Source organism: Bacteriovorax sp. As-1 (assembly GCF_058446905.1).
Window position 1 is genome coordinate 1,367,468 of record NZ_CP184341.1, and the last position, 15,927, is coordinate 1,383,394.

The 15,927-nt window shown below is 38.6% G+C and carries 16 protein-coding genes; 6 read left to right on the forward strand and 10 right to left on the reverse strand.

Annotated features, from left to right (window positions below):
* Positions 1-804: a hypothetical protein gene (locus tag ACN20O_RS06935; RefSeq protein ID WP_491638496.1), complete on the forward strand. Its 804-nt coding sequence runs from the start codon at positions 1-3 to the stop codon at positions 802-804.
* Here ACN20O_RS06935 and ACN20O_RS06940 read toward each other — a convergent pair.
* On the reverse strand, positions 796-2,010 hold the full coding sequence (locus ACN20O_RS06940) for an amidohydrolase family protein (protein ID WP_491638498.1): 1,215 nt from the start codon (positions 2,008-2,010) through the stop codon (positions 796-798). The two genes, ACN20O_RS06935 and ACN20O_RS06940, sit on opposite strands and share 9 nt — an antisense overlap.
* The gene (locus ACN20O_RS06945) at positions 2,007-3,008 is read right to left on the reverse strand and encodes an SPASM domain-containing protein (protein WP_491638500.1); all 1,002 of its coding nucleotides are present in this window, start codon (positions 3,006-3,008) and stop codon (positions 2,007-2,009) included. The genes ACN20O_RS06940 and ACN20O_RS06945 overlap by 4 nt, the downstream gene beginning before the upstream one ends.
* A gap of 289 nt (positions 3,009-3,297) precedes the next feature.
* Between ACN20O_RS06945 and ACN20O_RS06950 the strand changes: the two genes are divergently transcribed.
* A complete protein-coding gene (locus tag ACN20O_RS06950) occupies positions 3,298-4,548 on the forward strand; it encodes a twitch domain-containing radical SAM protein (protein ID WP_491639271.1) in 1,251 nt (416 codons plus the stop codon).
* Here ACN20O_RS06950 and ACN20O_RS06955 read toward each other — a convergent pair.
* Both ACN20O_RS06955 and ACN20O_RS06960 read right to left on the reverse strand, forming a co-directional pair.
* Positions 4,542-5,504 carry a hypothetical protein gene (locus tag ACN20O_RS06955; RefSeq protein ID WP_491638502.1) on the reverse strand — a complete coding sequence of 321 codons (963 nt, stop codon included), beginning with the start codon at positions 5,502-5,504 and terminating at the stop codon, positions 4,542-4,544. The genes ACN20O_RS06950 and ACN20O_RS06955 overlap by 7 nt on opposite strands.
* On the reverse strand, positions 5,491-6,783 hold the full coding sequence (locus tag ACN20O_RS06960) for a glycosyltransferase family 4 protein (RefSeq protein WP_491638504.1): 1,293 nt from the start codon (positions 6,781-6,783) through the stop codon (positions 5,491-5,493). Before ACN20O_RS06960 ends, ACN20O_RS06955 begins: the two co-directional genes overlap by 14 nt.
* A 106-nt stretch (positions 6,784-6,889) precedes the next feature.
* Here ACN20O_RS06960 and ACN20O_RS06965 point away from each other — a divergent pair, with 106 nt between their 5' ends.
* Both ACN20O_RS06965 and ACN20O_RS06970 read left to right on the forward strand, forming a co-directional pair.
* Positions 6,890-7,696 carry a glycosyltransferase family 9 protein gene (locus tag ACN20O_RS06965; RefSeq protein WP_491638506.1) on the forward strand — a complete coding sequence of 269 codons (807 nt, stop codon included), beginning with the start codon at positions 6,890-6,892 and terminating at the stop codon, positions 7,694-7,696.
* Positions 7,689-8,546, forward strand: a complete 858-nt coding sequence (locus tag ACN20O_RS06970) for a radical SAM protein (RefSeq protein ID WP_491638508.1) — start codon at positions 7,689-7,691, stop codon at positions 8,544-8,546. The genes ACN20O_RS06965 and ACN20O_RS06970 overlap by 8 nt, the downstream gene beginning before the upstream one ends.
* On the opposite strand, the gene ACN20O_RS06975 is transcribed toward ACN20O_RS06970, so the two are convergent.
* The 3 genes from ACN20O_RS06975 to ACN20O_RS06985 are packed head-to-tail and all read right to left on the reverse strand — an operon-like array spanning position 8,543 to position 11,172.
* Entirely contained in the window at positions 8,543-8,752 is a 210-nt protein-coding gene (locus ACN20O_RS06975) for a DUF5989 family protein (protein ID WP_491638510.1), read from the reverse strand. The two genes, ACN20O_RS06970 and ACN20O_RS06975, sit on opposite strands and share 4 nt — an antisense overlap.
* Entirely contained in the window at positions 8,749-10,062 is a 1,314-nt protein-coding gene (locus ACN20O_RS06980) for an SGNH/GDSL hydrolase family protein (protein WP_491638512.1), read from the reverse strand. The genes ACN20O_RS06975 and ACN20O_RS06980 overlap by 4 nt, the downstream gene beginning before the upstream one ends.
* A gap of 36 nt (positions 10,063-10,098) precedes the next feature.
* Entirely contained in the window at positions 10,099-11,172 is a 1,074-nt protein-coding gene (locus ACN20O_RS06985; protein WP_491638514.1) for a radical SAM protein, read from the reverse strand.
* 75 nt (positions 11,173-11,247) lie between these two features.
* Here ACN20O_RS06985 and ACN20O_RS06990 point away from each other — a divergent pair, with 75 nt between their 5' ends.
* Both ACN20O_RS06990 and ACN20O_RS06995 read left to right on the forward strand, forming a co-directional pair.
* On the forward strand, positions 11,248-12,051 hold the full coding sequence (locus ACN20O_RS06990) for a transketolase (protein WP_491638516.1): 804 nt from the start codon (positions 11,248-11,250) through the stop codon (positions 12,049-12,051).
* Positions 12,044-12,979: a transketolase family protein gene (locus tag ACN20O_RS06995; RefSeq protein WP_491638518.1), complete on the forward strand. Its 936-nt coding sequence runs from the start codon at positions 12,044-12,046 to the stop codon at positions 12,977-12,979. Before ACN20O_RS06990 ends, ACN20O_RS06995 begins: the two co-directional genes overlap by 8 nt.
* Here the strand turns inward: ACN20O_RS06995 and ACN20O_RS07000 are convergent.
* From ACN20O_RS07000 to ACN20O_RS07010, 3 genes are read right to left on the reverse strand one after another with little or no spacing between them, the layout of a single operon-like run.
* Positions 12,954-13,955, reverse strand: coding sequence for a radical SAM protein (locus tag ACN20O_RS07000; protein WP_491638520.1), 1,002 nt, complete (start codon positions 13,953-13,955; stop codon positions 12,954-12,956). The two genes, ACN20O_RS06995 and ACN20O_RS07000, sit on opposite strands and share 26 nt — an antisense overlap.
* Positions 13,952-14,662, reverse strand: coding sequence for a glycosyltransferase family 2 protein (locus tag ACN20O_RS07005; protein WP_491638522.1), 711 nt, complete (start codon positions 14,660-14,662; stop codon positions 13,952-13,954). Before ACN20O_RS07005 ends, ACN20O_RS07000 begins: the two co-directional genes overlap by 4 nt.
* A gap of 3 nt (positions 14,663-14,665) precedes the next feature.
* Positions 14,666-15,862 carry a DegT/DnrJ/EryC1/StrS family aminotransferase gene (locus tag ACN20O_RS07010; RefSeq protein ID WP_491638524.1) on the reverse strand — a complete coding sequence of 399 codons (1,197 nt, stop codon included), beginning with the start codon at positions 15,860-15,862 and terminating at the stop codon, positions 14,666-14,668.
* Positions 15,863-15,927: the final 65 nt, after the last annotated feature.

Consider the following 15,927-nt stretch of genomic DNA (forward strand, 5'->3'; position numbering starts at 1 on the left):
ATGCGCAAAAGGCATTCAGAAGTGGTGGATATTTGGTTTAGAAACTCATTAAAGCTGGGTTACTGGGCCTTTGGAAAAAGCGACATTGATGTCACCATCATGGTTAAACGAGGGACACCCGAACTCTTTTTGCGCCTGATAAAAACTCACGACAGAGTCAAGGCCCTTTTTCCCGTTATGGGGGAAATCGTTTTTTTCGATGAATCCCGCGATCGCGCTCTTCTCTCACTGATGAATCCCTTAGAACTTAAGCGTGACCCAACTCTTATGGACAAATACCAATTCTCCAAAGAGGCCCAGATCGCAGATAAGGCCGTGTTTCTCCATAAATTTCTAATGTCAAATTGGAGCAAGAGGGCCCTTCCTCAAAGAGCTGAAAAAATTCAATACACCATCAACGAAGTCCTTCCCCATCGCGAAGCCCTGGATTCACTCGAACAAATTCCCGCTGTCCTAGCGGCTCTTTTGGGAGAAGAAAAAAAGTTTATTGAAGAGTACCGCTACTATCTCGATTATTACGGCATTGCTCACAAAGAATGTCCTGAAAGCGATACAGTCTATTGTCTTTTCTACAATAAAATTTGTTATCTTCCTCTCAATAGAAAACTCTCAACACTTAATAAAGATATTATGGAAAGAACGATTGCTTGGGAATTATGGGGATGCTTTAGCAACCAGGCCACTGATAACCCTGAACAGATAAAAAAACACATGAGCTTTTTATTTGAACAATCTGAGGATCACTTGGCTCCTGAAGTTTCAAGACAACTTAACAAGTCAGCAGAAGAGCTTGCATTACTTTAGAAAAGACCCTCTATTAATAACCATTGGATCTTCGAACATGACATCAAATTTCTCCAGTGGATTCCCTTTAAAGCCAACTAAATTGGCATAGGCTGATTTCTTAATCACACCAATGTTATTATCTTCGCCCAAGGATTTTGCAGGATTTAAAGTCAACGCACGCAGAATTTCCACTCGCGGAATATTAGCTTCAACATAAGTTTTTAATGTTCTCTTAACGTAATGAGCACGATTAAACGGCGGTGGGTTATGAAAATAAAAGTCCGGACCAAAAACCAGATTGAATTTTCTTTGATAAAGCTGCTTTAGTCTTTGAGACTGGGACTGATAAAAAGGCTGGCGGTAATAACTAAACTCTTTCAGCGTTTCGCTATCTTGGTCTGTTGGCGTAACATAACGAAGAGATGACATTGTATGAGTTAAGGTAATTTGATTAGCGTGCTCCAGGCTTTGAATTGGCAAATTTTCTGCTATCTCAAAACTTTTTAACTCTGAAGCGTGATAGGTGATCTTTTTAAATTTTTTACTTTTAAGATTGGCCAAAATCTTTTTTAAAAGAGTTTCATCCATTCCTCCGATACCGGGAGTGTTGTCTAAATATATTTTTAAGATATCCACTTTTTGGTTGAGATACCCCTGAAGCAATTTATCGACATCTGTTTTACTATCCACAAGTGTGTATTCGTTATTAACTTCACCCATCTTTGCATTCGCTGGAAATTGACCTTTGTTAGTGGCAATTCCAGGTCCTGAAACATATAGATGGGGAAATGACTTATCATTCTCAGTCTGGTTTCTTAGTTGCACATCGAGAAATCTTCCAGAATTCCCTAAATCACATAAACTGGTAAAACCGGCCTTTAAGTAGTCTTTTAAAAATCCTTTAGCTCTCTTAATTCGCTCAGCTGGGCTAAGCCTAGCTTCTCTACTAAGTGCGTCTTCAAACTCAGTCTCACCTTTTAATTGGGCCAAAAGCACATGAGTATGACAGTCAATAAGGCCTGGCAGCAGATAGATATCTTTAAGCTCGGTAACTGTTTTTACTTGATTGCGGTTGATGATCCCCGTGATTTTATCGCCCTTAATCTGGATAACTTTTCCATAAACCATTTCACCTTTTTCCGAATCAAAATAGGCCTTCGGGAAAAGATTTAATTCACTAGCTTGGGCATAAGAAAAAAGAAGGGAAAAAAGAGCAATGATCACAGAGTCGACTCGCGCATTTTATCGAGGTATTGAACGTAATCAATTTTTTCCAATGATCGAACAAGTGGTCTGATTACTCTTTGAGCAAAAATCATCTCAGTTGAAGACAATGTCTCAAAGTAGAAATTTAAAATATTTTTTCTATCTGCATGATCGAGAGTTAAAAGAGAAAATCTCTCCGGAAAATAAAGAAAAGTTAAAAAAGGAATAATTCTTCTTTCTGTGCAGTAATTAACAATTGTTTTAACTTCATGCCAATTGTCTTTCTGGACAACACAATTAAGTCTTAGATTAAGTGATCCTAGCCCTCTTTTGACTCTTTCTTCCTGATAACAAAGAAGTGCTTCAACATTTTTAAAAACAAAACTCAAATCTCCGGGATACCTGATTTTGGCATACCCAGCGTGATCTAAACTATCAATAGAAAGAATGATATTTTTTATTTTAATTCTATCAAGTTGCTCTTTAATTTTATCTGTTAGCTTCCAGTGCATATTAGTTGTTAAAGTCCATTGGCAATCTGGATTAACAGCTGTGATTTCATCAATCAATTTATAAGTATCTGCCTGAATAAAAGGCTCACCAGAAAGCAGATCGACTTCCTGAATGTCTTTAAAAAAACGTTCTCTGGCCGGTTTCCAAAAGTTTTCTTCTGTATAAAAACCATTCGGCAATTTCCATACATCGCACATCTGGCATTGAAGATTGCACTTCCCATTGAGATTGGCCGTCAGTCTTAAAATCTTAGGATTTTTAACTTCTAGTTCGGCCATAGGAAGAAGTTTATTGAGCTCCGGGCATTGGTTGCATTTTACATCAATAACTTCTTTCGAGCAGACTTCGACTTCTCCTGAAAGAAATTCGCTTCTCCACTTCTGGACTTTATCTGACTGCCAAATTTCATCCAGACTCTGAGTTCTAATATTTCCGTAAGGGAATTTGATTCCTTTATGTCTGCAAAATCCGACATCGCCATTAGGCTCAAGAATAATGTTCACAAAGGGCATGACACAAAATGAAGATTTTTTGAGTCCTCGAGATGAGAAGGTTTGATCAACATCGGACGATTGATTTTTTAACTGCGCTAGAATGTCAAAAGAGTGATCAACCATGAGAGTTTCCGAGGCGCTTTACTAGTTCTCAGTAATTATTCTATGATCTAAAGATCAAAGTCAACAAAAGACTCACCGCGAGGAAGCCATCGAGCAGCTAGAGAAAATTGAGCACATAAAGGCCAAAGTCCCTCACGGATTTTGCCTCGCCAAGTGGTATCAAGTCACGTTGGATTTGAGCCGTGGTTTCACTCACAGTTGTCACCATCCCGAAAGACATCAAATTCCCTTAAAAGAATTAGAAATTGATTCGGGAGCCTTACACAATACAGTCTTTAAAATGCAGCAGCGTAAGATGATGCTTGAAGGAACTCGTCCGCCTGAATGCGAATACTGTTGGAAAATTGAGGATGCTCCAGGAGAAAACATCTCTGATCGCTTTATTAAATCCATTGATCATTGGGCCTTTGATAAACTGGATGAAGCATTAAACACTCCTTGGGATACGCCAGTTAATCCTACTTATCTGGAAGTCATCTTTAGCTCCGATTGCAATTTAAACTGCATGTACTGTGTATCCGATGTCAGCTCTTCAATTGCTCGTGAAATGGAAAAGTTTGGACCTTACCCCAATCTTCCTTCCGAACACCGCATGCCAAAACACAAGGAAATAACGGGAGACAATCCCTACATTACGGCTTTCTGGAAATGGTTTCCGGAAATTCTCCCTACACTGCGCGTGTTTCGCATTACAGGAGGAGAGCCTCTATTATCCTCAAACACTTTCCGAGTGCTAGAGTATTTAGAGAATCACCCAACCCCTAATCTTGAATTAGCAGTCAATACCAACTTAAGTTATTCGCCACAGCTTCTAGAAAAATTCATGGCCCATATTAAAGTTCTTCTCGCTAAAAAAGCGATTGGTACATACACAACTTACACCAGCCTCGATGGGCATGGCGCGGAGTCTGCCTACATCAGACGTGGACTTGATTTCGAGCGTTTTACAAAAAATGTGAACATGCTTTTTCACTCACTGCCTGAAAGCAGAGTGATTCTTATGTGTACATTCAACATTCTTTCGATTGGATCATTTGGAAGAATGATTCAGTGGGTGGATGGAATGAAAAAAGAAGGTAAAAAAGTTGTTCTCGATCTCTCTTATTTAAAAGACCCTGATTACCTGCGCGCTAACATTCTTGATGAAAGCCTGGAAGCACAACTGCTCAGCTCGCTAGAGCTAATGAAGTCTCTTCCTTCTTTTGAGACCTATGAAATTAAAAAATTTGAAAGAGTCGTCAACTGGGCATGCTCTACAAAGAGCGATGAACGCAACAAATGGCTAAGGGCCCACTTTTATCAATTCATTCAGGAGTTCGATCGAAGATTTAACTCTAACTTTGAAGAGACTTTTCCTGAATATGCTTCTTTTCTTAAAATTTGTAAGAAGGCCGATATCTGGATGAAGGTCAATAACCTTTACTGATACAATTCCCTAGCTCGTTCAAGAGCAAACTGCTTGAAGGAATGATTAGTTAAAGTGACAAAGGTATAACCTTTAAAAGCAGGCTTTTCTCTGATTTCATCACCAAAAATCATTTTTAAATCGACCTGATCATATAATGAGCGCTTTTTATCATCAGTCCATTCAGTTAACTCAACCCCATGGTTCATAGAAAGCTCTTCCCTATGAATCACTTTACCTGCTGTTTGTTTACTCTCTAAAAGCGAGGCTCCTCTTTGTAAGAGGTCATGAGTTAAGAATGAATCAGTAAAATAAAAAGACAATGGATTAAAATGAGTAAAACAAACCTTAGATAAATTCTTCTTCTGCAATTTATTCCAATCAATAATTTCGACATTCTTTCCGTGGAAAGTTTTGTTGATCATATTAAGAGTTGTATATCCCCAAGAAGAAACAGCCTCCGCGTACTCTTCCCCCTTCTTAATACAACTTGAAAAATAAAATGAAACCTTAGGATAAGATTTTGTTTTATCCGCTAATTTCTTTAGCTCTAATTCCATAATATCCAATGGAAGGGAGTCTTCATCGGGTGAAATCAGGATAAGGCATTCTTCGATTGTTTTTGGGAAAACCTTTTCGTTTGTATACAAACTTCTAAGTAAGGTTTTTTCTCTCCAGGCCACTGGCACTAGTGAAGATAGTTTTTCATCAATCACAATTTTTGGATCGGCAACATGAGGTGCTGGGTTGATAAAGAAAAAACGCAGCAAAGGATAGACCCCGTCGCGCAAAGAAAGGACGTTAAAATATCTTAAATAGCTCTCTTCAACTTCAAAACTAAAAATCGGATTTAAACGCGAGCAATACGGATTGGAGTCCGGCGAAAGATAGAGCGCCGTTTTCTGTGAAACAGCTGTGCGCTGATCCCAGATCTTTTCAAGGGAGAAAATGGAATTCCCAAAATCAAATTGTTCCATAATCACCGTATACATCTTTATAAAGAGCTAAATTGTTTTTAAAAGGGGCATCAGAACTTAGATGAAAAGTTGTGCTGAGTTTGTAAAATAACTGCGAGAACTCAATCTCAGCATTAAAATCAACTGCAAAGACTAATTCTTCGAGTTTTTTTCCAATCGCTTCAATTGATAAATGAGTAGCCGAATAATTGGCCATTTCTTCTCTAGAAAACTTACCATTTTTTAATTCAAGGATTTTTGCCATCATTTTCTTTTGAGCAAGAATAGATTGAGGATGCATTCTCACATCTTGAAACTCAACCGGAACAAGATCGACGTGTTCTGAATATTTCTTAAAAGTGGGAAGCCCTCCCCACTGAGTAAGAAGTGCTGGCAATCCACACATTAAAGCTTCAGCAATCGACATTCCATAGTCATCGTCATTAAAGGTGCTAAAACTCACAAACAAGTCACTGGCGTGATAAACTCCTAAGAGTTCTTCTTCATCTAAGTCCCCTAGGAAACGAACATTAGATAGACCTTTATCAAGAAGTGAGCTTTTAAACTGAGTAAAATAAGAGCCAGGCAATCCTCTTGTCCCATGATAAGGCAGAAGAATATTATCCCATGGACCTGCCAACCAAAGCTCTACATTGCCTCCAACCAGATTTTTTACTTTCGTAAAAGAATTGATTAGAGAGTCAATATTCTTTTGCAATGACATGCGGCCAGAATAAAGCAGGACGACTTCATCCTTTAACTTAAATTTCTCACGCATTAAGTTTCTTTGCTGAGAATAAGAACTGACATTAAAAACACTTTTTTCAACAGGAAAAGGAACCACCGTTGATATATTTTTTGTGGAAATAAACATTTTATCCACAAGAATTTTTTGTGCATCTGAAGCCACTAAAAAATGCACCGGGAATTCATTCAAACTCTTAATGGTTTTCTCCCATTCGCGGCATTGAAGAACAAAGTCTCCAAACAGATGGATAAAAAACTTTGGCCTTTCATTATAAGCTTTATCGCTCAGGACGTTATTAAGAGCATTTAGTAATAAAGCACAGCATGGTTCGTGGTCGACCCAAATCAAACCTTGCGGATTAATCTCTCGAATTTTAAGTGCATGTTTATAAGCACTGGCCGGAGTTAAGTCCTCTTCAACTTTTAAGAACTGGATATTATGGCCCTTTAAGGCCAACTGATAACTTTGAATCAGGTTTTTAGTGATGAGCTGACAGCTTTTCCAGAAGGAAATTTCCTCTTTTGTGATAATTAAAAACGTCTGCTCTCTCATAGGGAAATTATTCCATTTTCCCTAGGACTTTCGCAAGCCCCATGTCGCAAGGCAAACAGCAAAGAAGGTCGTCATCTCGATAGAAAACAGTTACTCTAGAGCCTAAATGAAGATTCTGATCATCAAAACAGGACATACGGAAACTTTTGACGCTCACCCGGTGCATACGCACATCGTAAGCTTGGGCGATGTTCTAAGGACGACTGTCCTCTTAGAAGTCTTTAAAAATGAGCAAGTCACTTGGCTTACTTCCAAAGAAGCTTCACTTCTATTGAGTAAAAATCAAAAAATCAAAAAACTCACAACTGACTTTTCAGAAATCGACAACGAACGCTTTGACCTGGTTTTAAACCTAGAGAGAACGGACGATATCTTAGAGAAAATCACTACGATTAAAACGGCCGCCCTACTTGGTTTTAGCGACAAAACTCTCCCTGAATGGACTTCACAAAAACTCAACTGGAGCGAAAAGCTCTTCACTCTTATTGGGAAAAAGTGGACACGTGAAACTTATAGTTTTGACTGGGATATTCCCACTTCTTCCTCTTCACGTTTAAAAATTGGTCTAAACTGGAAAGTTGGCCAAAAGTGGCCGGGAAAAAGCTGGCCTTTAGAAAATTGGGAAGCACTAGAAAAACTTCTTCAATCTGATTTTGATATTTCATGGCAAGAAGGGTTTCACAATCTTTCAGAGTACATAAAGTGGATCAGCAGCTGTGACTATATCGTCACTCACGATAGCCTTGGGCTTCATCTTGCCCTGGCGATGAAAAAGCCATTTACTGCTCTCTTTGGTCCTACATCGAGCCATGAAATTGACCTAGCGGGATTAGGTGTTTCACTTTCCACTCAAGACTTAGAAGTTTCAACTCTTGCTGAACTTATTAACCTTAAGGCACACAGGCATGAATAAACTTTCTGATATTCATGTTCCTGATCATTATAATTACGTTGGAGTTTTTCTCACTCTAAGTTGTAACATCTCTTGTTCTTATTGCATCAACCATTTGGTTGGATTACAAAAAGGAAGAAAGCTTCTAAATGCAGAAGAATGGTCTCAAGGACTGTCTCGTTTAAAAATGACCTATAAAGTGCCTCTTACCCTACAAGGTGGAGAGCCAACAATTCATAAACATTTTTATGATATCGTTAACTCATTACCTGCTGAATACGATATTGATCTTTTAACTAATATCCAATTTTCTCCAGAAAAATTCGCTCAGCAAATTGATAAAAATAGAATCAACAGAGAAGCTCCTTATGCTCCTATTCGTGTGAGTTATCACCCGGAGACAATGGACTTAAGAGACACTCTTAATAAAGTTATTGAACTTAAAGCATATGGCTTTAATGTTGGTGTGTATGGAGTCAGGCATCCATCACAGATTAAAGAAGTGGAAGAAGCAAAAGAGCTTTTCTCTTCTCACGGAATTGATTTTAGATTTAAAGATTTTCTAGGAATTCATAACAATCAGCTTTATGGTGAATACAAATACCACGGTGCTGTTTTTAGCCAAGAAAAGCGCTCATGCCTGTGCAAAACCAGTGAGCTTCTGATCGACCCTTTTGGAAAGGTTTTTCGTTGCCACCATGATCTCTACAATAATAAAAATCCCGTTGGAGATATCTTAGATCCCAACTATCAAATCGAAGATATCTTTAGGCCATGTGATTATTTTGGAAGCTGTAACCCATGCGATGTCAAAGTCAAAAACAACCGCTTCCAGCAGTTTGGTCACACATCAGTCGAAATCAGGCTTTAGAAAATAGCGTAGATTGCCGGAAGAATTGATCCTCCCCCAACAAGAACAATGAACATGCTCAAAACGGCAAAGACGAAAAAGATCGGCATCAGCCACCATTTTTTGTGTGTCTTAAGTAAAACAAAAATCTCCCTCAACATTCTGAAGTTCTGCTTAAACTTAGCAACTAACGATAGCTTTTCAGGTTGATTTGGTGTTTGGCTCATTTCACATTCCTCTCTTTGCTCATTAGCTCAATTTTGTCATAAAGAGTCTGAGCAATCAAATCATAACCTTCAGGACTGCAATGTTCCCAATCATCCAAAAGCACATCTGTCCCTTTTTGATGTAAGGTAAAGATTTTTTCAACGTCAATAAACTCGGATTGCTCTTTTTGGGCCACACTTTGGAGATAGCCATTAGTTGATTGGTAAGGCAAAGGGTAGTTCATCACCACAATGCTTGAATTGTGCTCGCGGGCCAGCGTAAAGATCTTTTTCCAATAAACGTCTCTTTCGCCATTAAGTTTTTCCAGATTCTGATACCAATAACTAGCATTGGCAATCAGCTCTTGATTCACTTTTTGGGCCTCTGGAGCAATCTTTTGTGAATTCTTCTCGATAGCGTTTTTTAGCTCCTCAAAACTTACAATATCCTGAAGCTTAACCAGTCCCAGTAAGTTCATCACTAAATAGTCGCGTTCTAAAAGTTGCGGCTGATATTCAATAAGCCCCATAAAATCTTGAATCACTTCAGTCACTTCACTCGAATTAAAGGCCTTTTGCTCCAATAGGAAACGAATGATTAAATACTCTTTAGACCCTTGAGAAAGCTTTTGATAACTTTCCAGATTGAGTGTTTTAAACAAACAATCCACTCTTTCTTTTGATGTTTTAGCATCATGACAGCTTGAGAGCTCTTTGCTCGAAAAGGCGACCTGATCTGTCACTGAGTCGACTTTATCAATTCTATTTCTCAGGTCTTCACCAAGAAGCACCAGAACTTTATAAAAGTAGAATTCTGATAAAAATGAATTCGGCTTCTGATTCATCTCTACCCATTTTTGATCCTTTGAGATATTAAGAGCTGAAATTTTTTGAACAAGATTATTTCCTGCAAAAACATCTGCACTTCCAGCCATGACAGCAATAATGTACTTCTTATTTGGAGAATACTGATTGCTTTTATAAAAATCTTCGAGTCTTGAAGCAATCTGTTCAGTTGTACTGGCACAAACTCCCAGATTTCGAACCGTGACTTTTTTACTAAATTTTAAATAAAGTTTATAAGGATAAGAGTTATCCCAAAAAGTATTACCACCATTAGTAAATGAATCCCCAATACAAAGAACTTCTAAAGGCGCCTGCCCTCCATAAATCTCCATTGAGCGATCGCGATAATAATCGCTCTTGCCGGCCGATTCTTGGTCAGAAAGATTGTATTCTGCAACGTCATGATAAATTCGTGGGAGGTTGGTTTTTTTTATCAGGTAGCGAAGTCCTAGCTCCACCGCTGTCACCGAAATAATAAGTGACATGAAAAAAATGGTAAATTTCGTTTTCCAGTTTTTCATTTAAATAAAGTTCACATGCTCTGGTTCGCGGTTAAGCTCTTCAAGAAATTCGTTCACTCGGGCCATGCGACAATTCACGCGGCAGGTGCTTCTCACATCCAATTCATTGCGTGCATACTGAACTGAAGCCTCTCTTTCTTCTCCAAAAAGCACTCGTTCCGGACTTTGAAGATTGATATTTCCTGCTCTGAATTTTTCGTTACCGATATGAATTGGGCAAGTGTAAAAATCTCCACTTGCTGTCATGTAACCCCAGTAGGGAAGCGCATGGCATCTTGGGTAAGTAATTTTCTGTGAGCGGTATTTATCAAAGGCCTCTGAACGACAAATGACTTGAGTGGAGTTCGTTTTATTTTCTTCATGAATGGCATCTAGCTCATACATGATTGCTTGATCGTAAGTTTCATTTTTATCCAGAATCATTTGTGGATTTCTGGAAAAAGGTTTGAATGTTATATAATCGACACCAATATCGGTAAAAATTTTCACTATCTCACGCATTTGATGCCTGTTTTCTTCCAAGACAACAAATTGCACACCAAGAGTCGTTTTAAGATTTCTTTCTTTTTTAATTTTGACTGCTTCCTGGATATTTTTACAGACTTTATCAAATTCCTTCAAAGTCGTATGATGAACTTCTGAATAAACCTCAGGACTTCCCCCGTTTACGCTAAAACGAATCCAAGTTAAAAGAGGAAGAACCTCATGCCACAATTCAGTCGTCGCTCTTGATCCATTAGTTGTGATTGAAACATCAACACCTGATGCTTTAGTGACGGCCACCAATTCTTTAAACTCTGGATGTAAAAGAGGTTCACCTTCGCCAGCAAACATTAGACTCTTAAGCCCACTTTTACCTGCGAAAGTAATGAATTCAGAAAAGACAGATGTTTTAAGAAGATGATCCGGTGATTGAACGAAATCCTTACCGCAGAAATTACATTTGTGATTGCAATAAGATACTGGGGAGACTTCCAGGTAAATTGGCGCGATCCTCTCGCCATTTTTAACCTTCAATACTTTGTCGAAATGCCAAAGCATCTTATGCCCATCCATGAAATAGTGATCAGTCATGAATCTTAACTCCCAAGTGTTACGCCCTAGAGTATAAGCTTGAACATCCAGAATGAAAACTATATCGTGTTAGGTATGAAAGACACGTCCTTCTTCAAAGAGAAGAGTAAGCAAATCAGAAAAGATATTGTCCATGCGGCCTTTGCTGCTCAAAAAGGTCATATCCCCTCTGCTTTTTCTATGATCGATATTTTGGTCATGCTTTACTACCAACTGGCGAAAATCACTCCTGAAATGACACCTGATCGCGACCGCATTATTTTAAGTAAAGGTCATGGGTGCTTAGGGCAATATGCCATTTTAGCAGACTTAAACTTCTTCCCAAAAGAAGAGCTAATGCGCTTTTGCACCAAAGAAGGAATTCTCGGCGGCCACCCTTCAAGAAAAGTTCCTGGAATTGAAGTCTCTACAGGTTCATTGGGCCATGGGCCATCACTCGGAATCGGTATAGCCCTGACAAATAAAAACTCCAACATTTTTGTTATTGTCGGCGATGGCGAATGTAACGAAGGAAGTGTTTGGGAAGCTGCACTTGCGGCCAACAAACATCAATTGAATAATTTTTGGATTATTGTCGATTACAATAAATACCAATCCTATGATCACACTCAAGTGATTTGCCCACTAGATGACCTAAAAGCGAAATGGCAAAGTTTTGGCTTTCAATGCGAAGAAATCGATACGATTCATTCTCCATACTCATTTATAGAAAGTTTTACTCGCTTACAGAAAACACAAGGCCCCAAATGCATCGTCTCTCATTCCATCAAAGGGTTGGGAGCTAAAGTACTGGAAGGAAACCTTGCTCACCATCACTTCAGGTCAATGAGTGAAGACTTTAGAAACCAACTACTTCAGGAGATTGATTCTCATGCGTAGTTCAGGCCTAAATAAAATTTTTGAGATGGCCAAAGCTGATAAGCGCATTGTCTTTGTCGGCTCTGACTTAGGCTTTAAAGTTCTCGACGAATTTAAGACAACTCTTCCTGAACAGTTTTTTATGGAAGGGATTTCTGAGCAGTACATTATTGGAATGGCGGCCGGAATGGCACTTAATGGGAAGATCGTTTACGTCAATACGATTGCCTCTTTCCTCACTCGCCGCTGTCTTGACCAGATCTCTATCAACCTATGTTTAGAAAAAACAAATGTTCGTCTTTTTGCCAATGGAGGAGGACTTATTTACGGTCCAATGGGTCCAACACATACAATCATTGAAGACATTGCTCTTATGATGGCGCTTCCTAATATGGCCGTCATTGTTCCTGCCGATAAAAATCAAATGCTTCATCTTTTAAAGCAGTCGCTTGAATACCAAGGTCCAATGTATATTCGCGTTGCTCGCGATAACTATCCAGACCTCACTTCAAAACACGATATTGTTTTTGGTGAACCTTGCTTGTTAAAAAATGGTGAACGTCTTGCCATTGTTTCTAACGGTTACATGTCTCATACGGCAATGAAAGTCGCAGAAAATTTAAAGGCAGAAGGTTTGAACGTTAAAGTTATTGACCTGCACAGCCTTCGCCCTCTCAATATCAAATCACTACAAAAGCACCTTGAGGGGATTGAAAAAGTTGCGACCATGGAAGAACACATTACTACTGGTGGTCTTTACAGCATCGTCAGCCAATTGATTCTTTCTGAGGACCTGCCAATTAAAATTAAAAATTTCAACCTTCCTCAACAATACTCTGAAACCTACGGTGAGCAAGATGACCTACTTAAGATCATGTCACTTGGTCCTGAATCTATCACTAAAGAATCAAGGGATTTTTTCCTTAAAGCTGGTAAAGGTCTTCATTAAGACATTGGCAAAAACGGCAAATATCGTGGGCCTTTTTATCAGGATTAACTAAAGACTCACGAAGAGAAACAATCGACGAAGAATTCCATCCCTCAGGTGAGAAGATGTTTCCAAAGTCTTTTGCAGGAGCACGCACGCAACAAGGTCCGATATTACCGGTATTATCAAGCTGCACGTAACTCATCGGCAAAACACAATGTTTGATTTTTCTTTCCTCTAAAGGAATTAAAGGAACCCAGGTAATATAAATTTGCCCTTTATATTTTTCCTTCAGGCGTTTTTCTTCATTTTTATATTCGGCATTGTCTTCAAACAGAACTTTTTTCATCCTGTCTTTAGTTTTAGGGTAGTAATTGTCAAAAATCAGCTCTCTACATCCAATATCAAGAGCAAACCTGATTTTATCTTCCATATGATGAATCGTCGTACTATCAATCACCGACTGCATCCAAAAGCGTTTTTTTCCTCTTATCGCAGTGGCGACTCTTCTAATATCTTCTCGGTTATTGTCATAGAGACTCAGACCTAAAACATCCAGTGAAGACACTTTCAATTTATCCAACATCTCACCCTTTAAAAGAGCTGAGTTTGTAACTACAGAAGTGACCTTTCTTTTCTTATGAAGAACTTCGATATAATCAAAAATATTTTTATTTAAAAATGGCTCTCCACCAAGAAAACCAATTCGAAGAGAGGCCTTTGCTGCGTCAGTTGCCAAAATCTTTTGGAATTCCTCTGGGGACAAATCCCCTTCTTTCCCAGGGCTTTCGGCCATGTAAGTTTCAACAAAACAGAACTCACAGGCGAAATTACATCTTTTTGTTGCCGAAATAATAATAGAAACAGGATGAAAATTGAGAGTTGTATTCTTCGTCCACTTATTTAACTGAAACTTTAAAAAGTTAAGAAGAACCTTCAACTCAGGTGGATTTTTTAAAAATCGCAGCAATACATAAAGATAGAGTGAAAGTTTCAAAGAACTTCTCTCCTTGAAACGACATATTGCCAATAAAGCATTCGAGAGAATCCTTTAATAACTTCCTTAAGAGATTTCCAAGATAACGCTTGAGACTTCGTTTGTTTAACACTCGTCAATCTGATTGGCACTTCTTTATATTTAGCATCTCCACGCAAGAGTTTAAGTAAGATTTCTGCCGTAAAAAAGAAACCGCGGCTTTCCAGATTAATCTTTTTAATTACTGAAACTTTGTATAAAGAAGTCCCATTGAAATACTTAAGTTTATGCCCGAAAGCTAAATTGATAATATGTGTGTAGCTGCGTGAAAGCTTTTGCCTGAAGGCACTTCTTTCTTCTGGGTTTTCTACGTATGTTACGAGGACATCTTCCTGGCTTAAATCCTGAATATGAACCATGACACTTTCCGGGTCATTTTCATTGTCTCCCGGAAGTAAAAAAGCATAATCCATTTTTGCTGATTGGATACCACTTAAAAAAGCAGCTCCCAATCCTTGAGATTCAGAATGAGTAATAACTCGAAGACTTGGATACTTTTTTTGAAGATTAACTAAAATAGTCTCTGTCTGATCCGTGCTTCCATCATTAACTGCGATCACTTCTCCGGATAAACCAAATTTTGCAAGTGATTTAAAAGCACCATGAATCGTGTTTGCGATTTCCACTTCTTCATTTTTGGCAGGGACAATGATGGATAGAGTTTTCATTACCTAGGATTGTAGCAACTTATTAGTGAGTTCTACAATACGACGGGCCTCGCTTTCTGAAACACAAAGAGGAAGATTCACGATTTCTCGTGCTACCGTTTCTGCATAATTACGCTCTGAAAGATATTTATGACCTTGATAAGGCCTAAGTGCAGGAAGAGAGTAATCGTACATATCACCCACTTGAATACCATTTGAAAGCATTGAGTCCATATAAGGTTTGCGATCTTTCACCAGGATATTAAAGTGCGACACAACTACGTTTTCAGGGGCTTCTATTTTAAGAATCTTTAGCTCTTGCTGATAAATGCGAGTGATACGGTCAATAGCTTCAGCTGTATCTGAAAATTTCTCTAATTGAAGTCGCCCAATAGAGGCCTCAAAGGAACTTAGGTTCTGAAAGCTATCTTTTGGAATCTCAATTTTGTTCACATCAAAGAGCTTAACAAAATAATCTATAAAGCCGTGGCGCTCAAGGAAGTTTGTCACAATGTAAAAAGGCCTCCAGAAAGCAAGAAAAGCGAGGAAAAGATAAACTCTCTTAAAGAAGCCGCGAATAATAGAATCAGAAAAGAGATGCATTTTCACTGAATCAATTTTTTTAATCAATTCAGCATCATTGGTCGTCAGCATCCCCCCAAAAATGGAAGTTACCGGCTTACTCAGCCCAAGCCCAAAAAGCGCCATATCACCAAAGTGCGCGATGGTTTTTCCTTGAGATTTTCCATCTAATAAGTGAGTGCAATCCTGGATAATTTTAATATGTGGATAATGTTCTTTAATAAATTGAACTTCACCTAAATTGACCGGCAGGCCATAAAGAGAAGTAAAAACGATAGCAGCAGTCTCTGAAGTAATCGCTTTTTTGAGAAGTTCGAAGTCCATAGAAAGGTCTTCTTTTCGTACATCTACAAAAACCGAGCGGTTTCCACTTTCCTCTATGGCGTGCGCCATAACGATGCAAGTATAGGCAGGAAGAATGACTTCCTTCTTTTCAATCTGGTGAGCTTTTAAAAAAGCATAGAGCGCCATTCTTCCATAAGAAAAAGAACGTCCATATTTTTGTCCCATAAAAGCAGAAAACTCTTCCTCAAAATCATTAACTTCTGACTTTGCTGTAAGAGAGAAAATTTTCTTGAATTCGGCCCAACCAAGATTGGGTTTAAACCTAGGGATCATCGTTTTTGCCTCTGAAATCATCTTCTCACGCTCCCTGTAAGAGTCAAGGTTTTTTGCCCCCCTGGTTATTGCTACTGTGAATTATT

Excerpts from the sequence above, each read along its gene's own strand:
- ACN20O_RS06935 (WP_491638496.1), top strand. The coding sequence starts at position 1 with ATGCGCAAAAGGCATTCAGAAGTGGTGGATATTTGGTTTAGAAACTCA.
- ACN20O_RS06955 (WP_491638502.1), bottom strand. The coding sequence starts at position 5,504 with ATGGAACAATTTGATTTTGGGAATTCCATTTTCTCCCTTGAAAAGATC.
- ACN20O_RS06960 (WP_491638504.1), bottom strand. The coding sequence starts at position 6,783 with ATGAGAGAGCAGACGTTTTTAATTATCACAAAAGAGGAAATTTCCTTC.
- ACN20O_RS06965 (WP_491638506.1), top strand. The coding sequence starts at position 6,890 with ATGAAGATTCTGATCATCAAAACAGGACATACGGAAACTTTTGACGCT.
- ACN20O_RS06970 (WP_491638508.1), top strand. The coding sequence starts at position 7,689 with ATGAATAAACTTTCTGATATTCATGTTCCTGATCATTATAATTACGTT.
- ACN20O_RS06975 (WP_491638510.1), bottom strand. The coding sequence starts at position 8,752 with ATGAGCCAAACACCAAATCAACCTGAAAAGCTATCGTTAGTTGCTAAG.
- ACN20O_RS06980 (WP_491638512.1), bottom strand. The coding sequence starts at position 10,062 with ATGTCACTTATTATTTCGGTGACAGCGGTGGAGCTAGGACTTCGCTAC.
- ACN20O_RS06985 (WP_491638514.1), bottom strand. The coding sequence starts at position 11,172 with ATGACTGATCACTATTTCATGGATGGGCATAAGATGCTTTGGCATTTC.
- ACN20O_RS06990 (WP_491638516.1), top strand. The coding sequence starts at position 11,248 with ATGAAAGACACGTCCTTCTTCAAAGAGAAGAGTAAGCAAATCAGAAAA.
- ACN20O_RS06995 (WP_491638518.1), top strand. The coding sequence starts at position 12,044 with ATGCGTAGTTCAGGCCTAAATAAAATTTTTGAGATGGCCAAAGCTGAT.
- ACN20O_RS07005 (WP_491638522.1), bottom strand. The coding sequence starts at position 14,662 with ATGAAAACTCTATCCATCATTGTCCCTGCCAAAAATGAAGAAGTGGAA.
- ACN20O_RS07010 (WP_491638524.1), bottom strand. The coding sequence starts at position 15,862 with ATGATTTCAGAGGCAAAAACGATGATCCCTAGGTTTAAACCCAATCTT.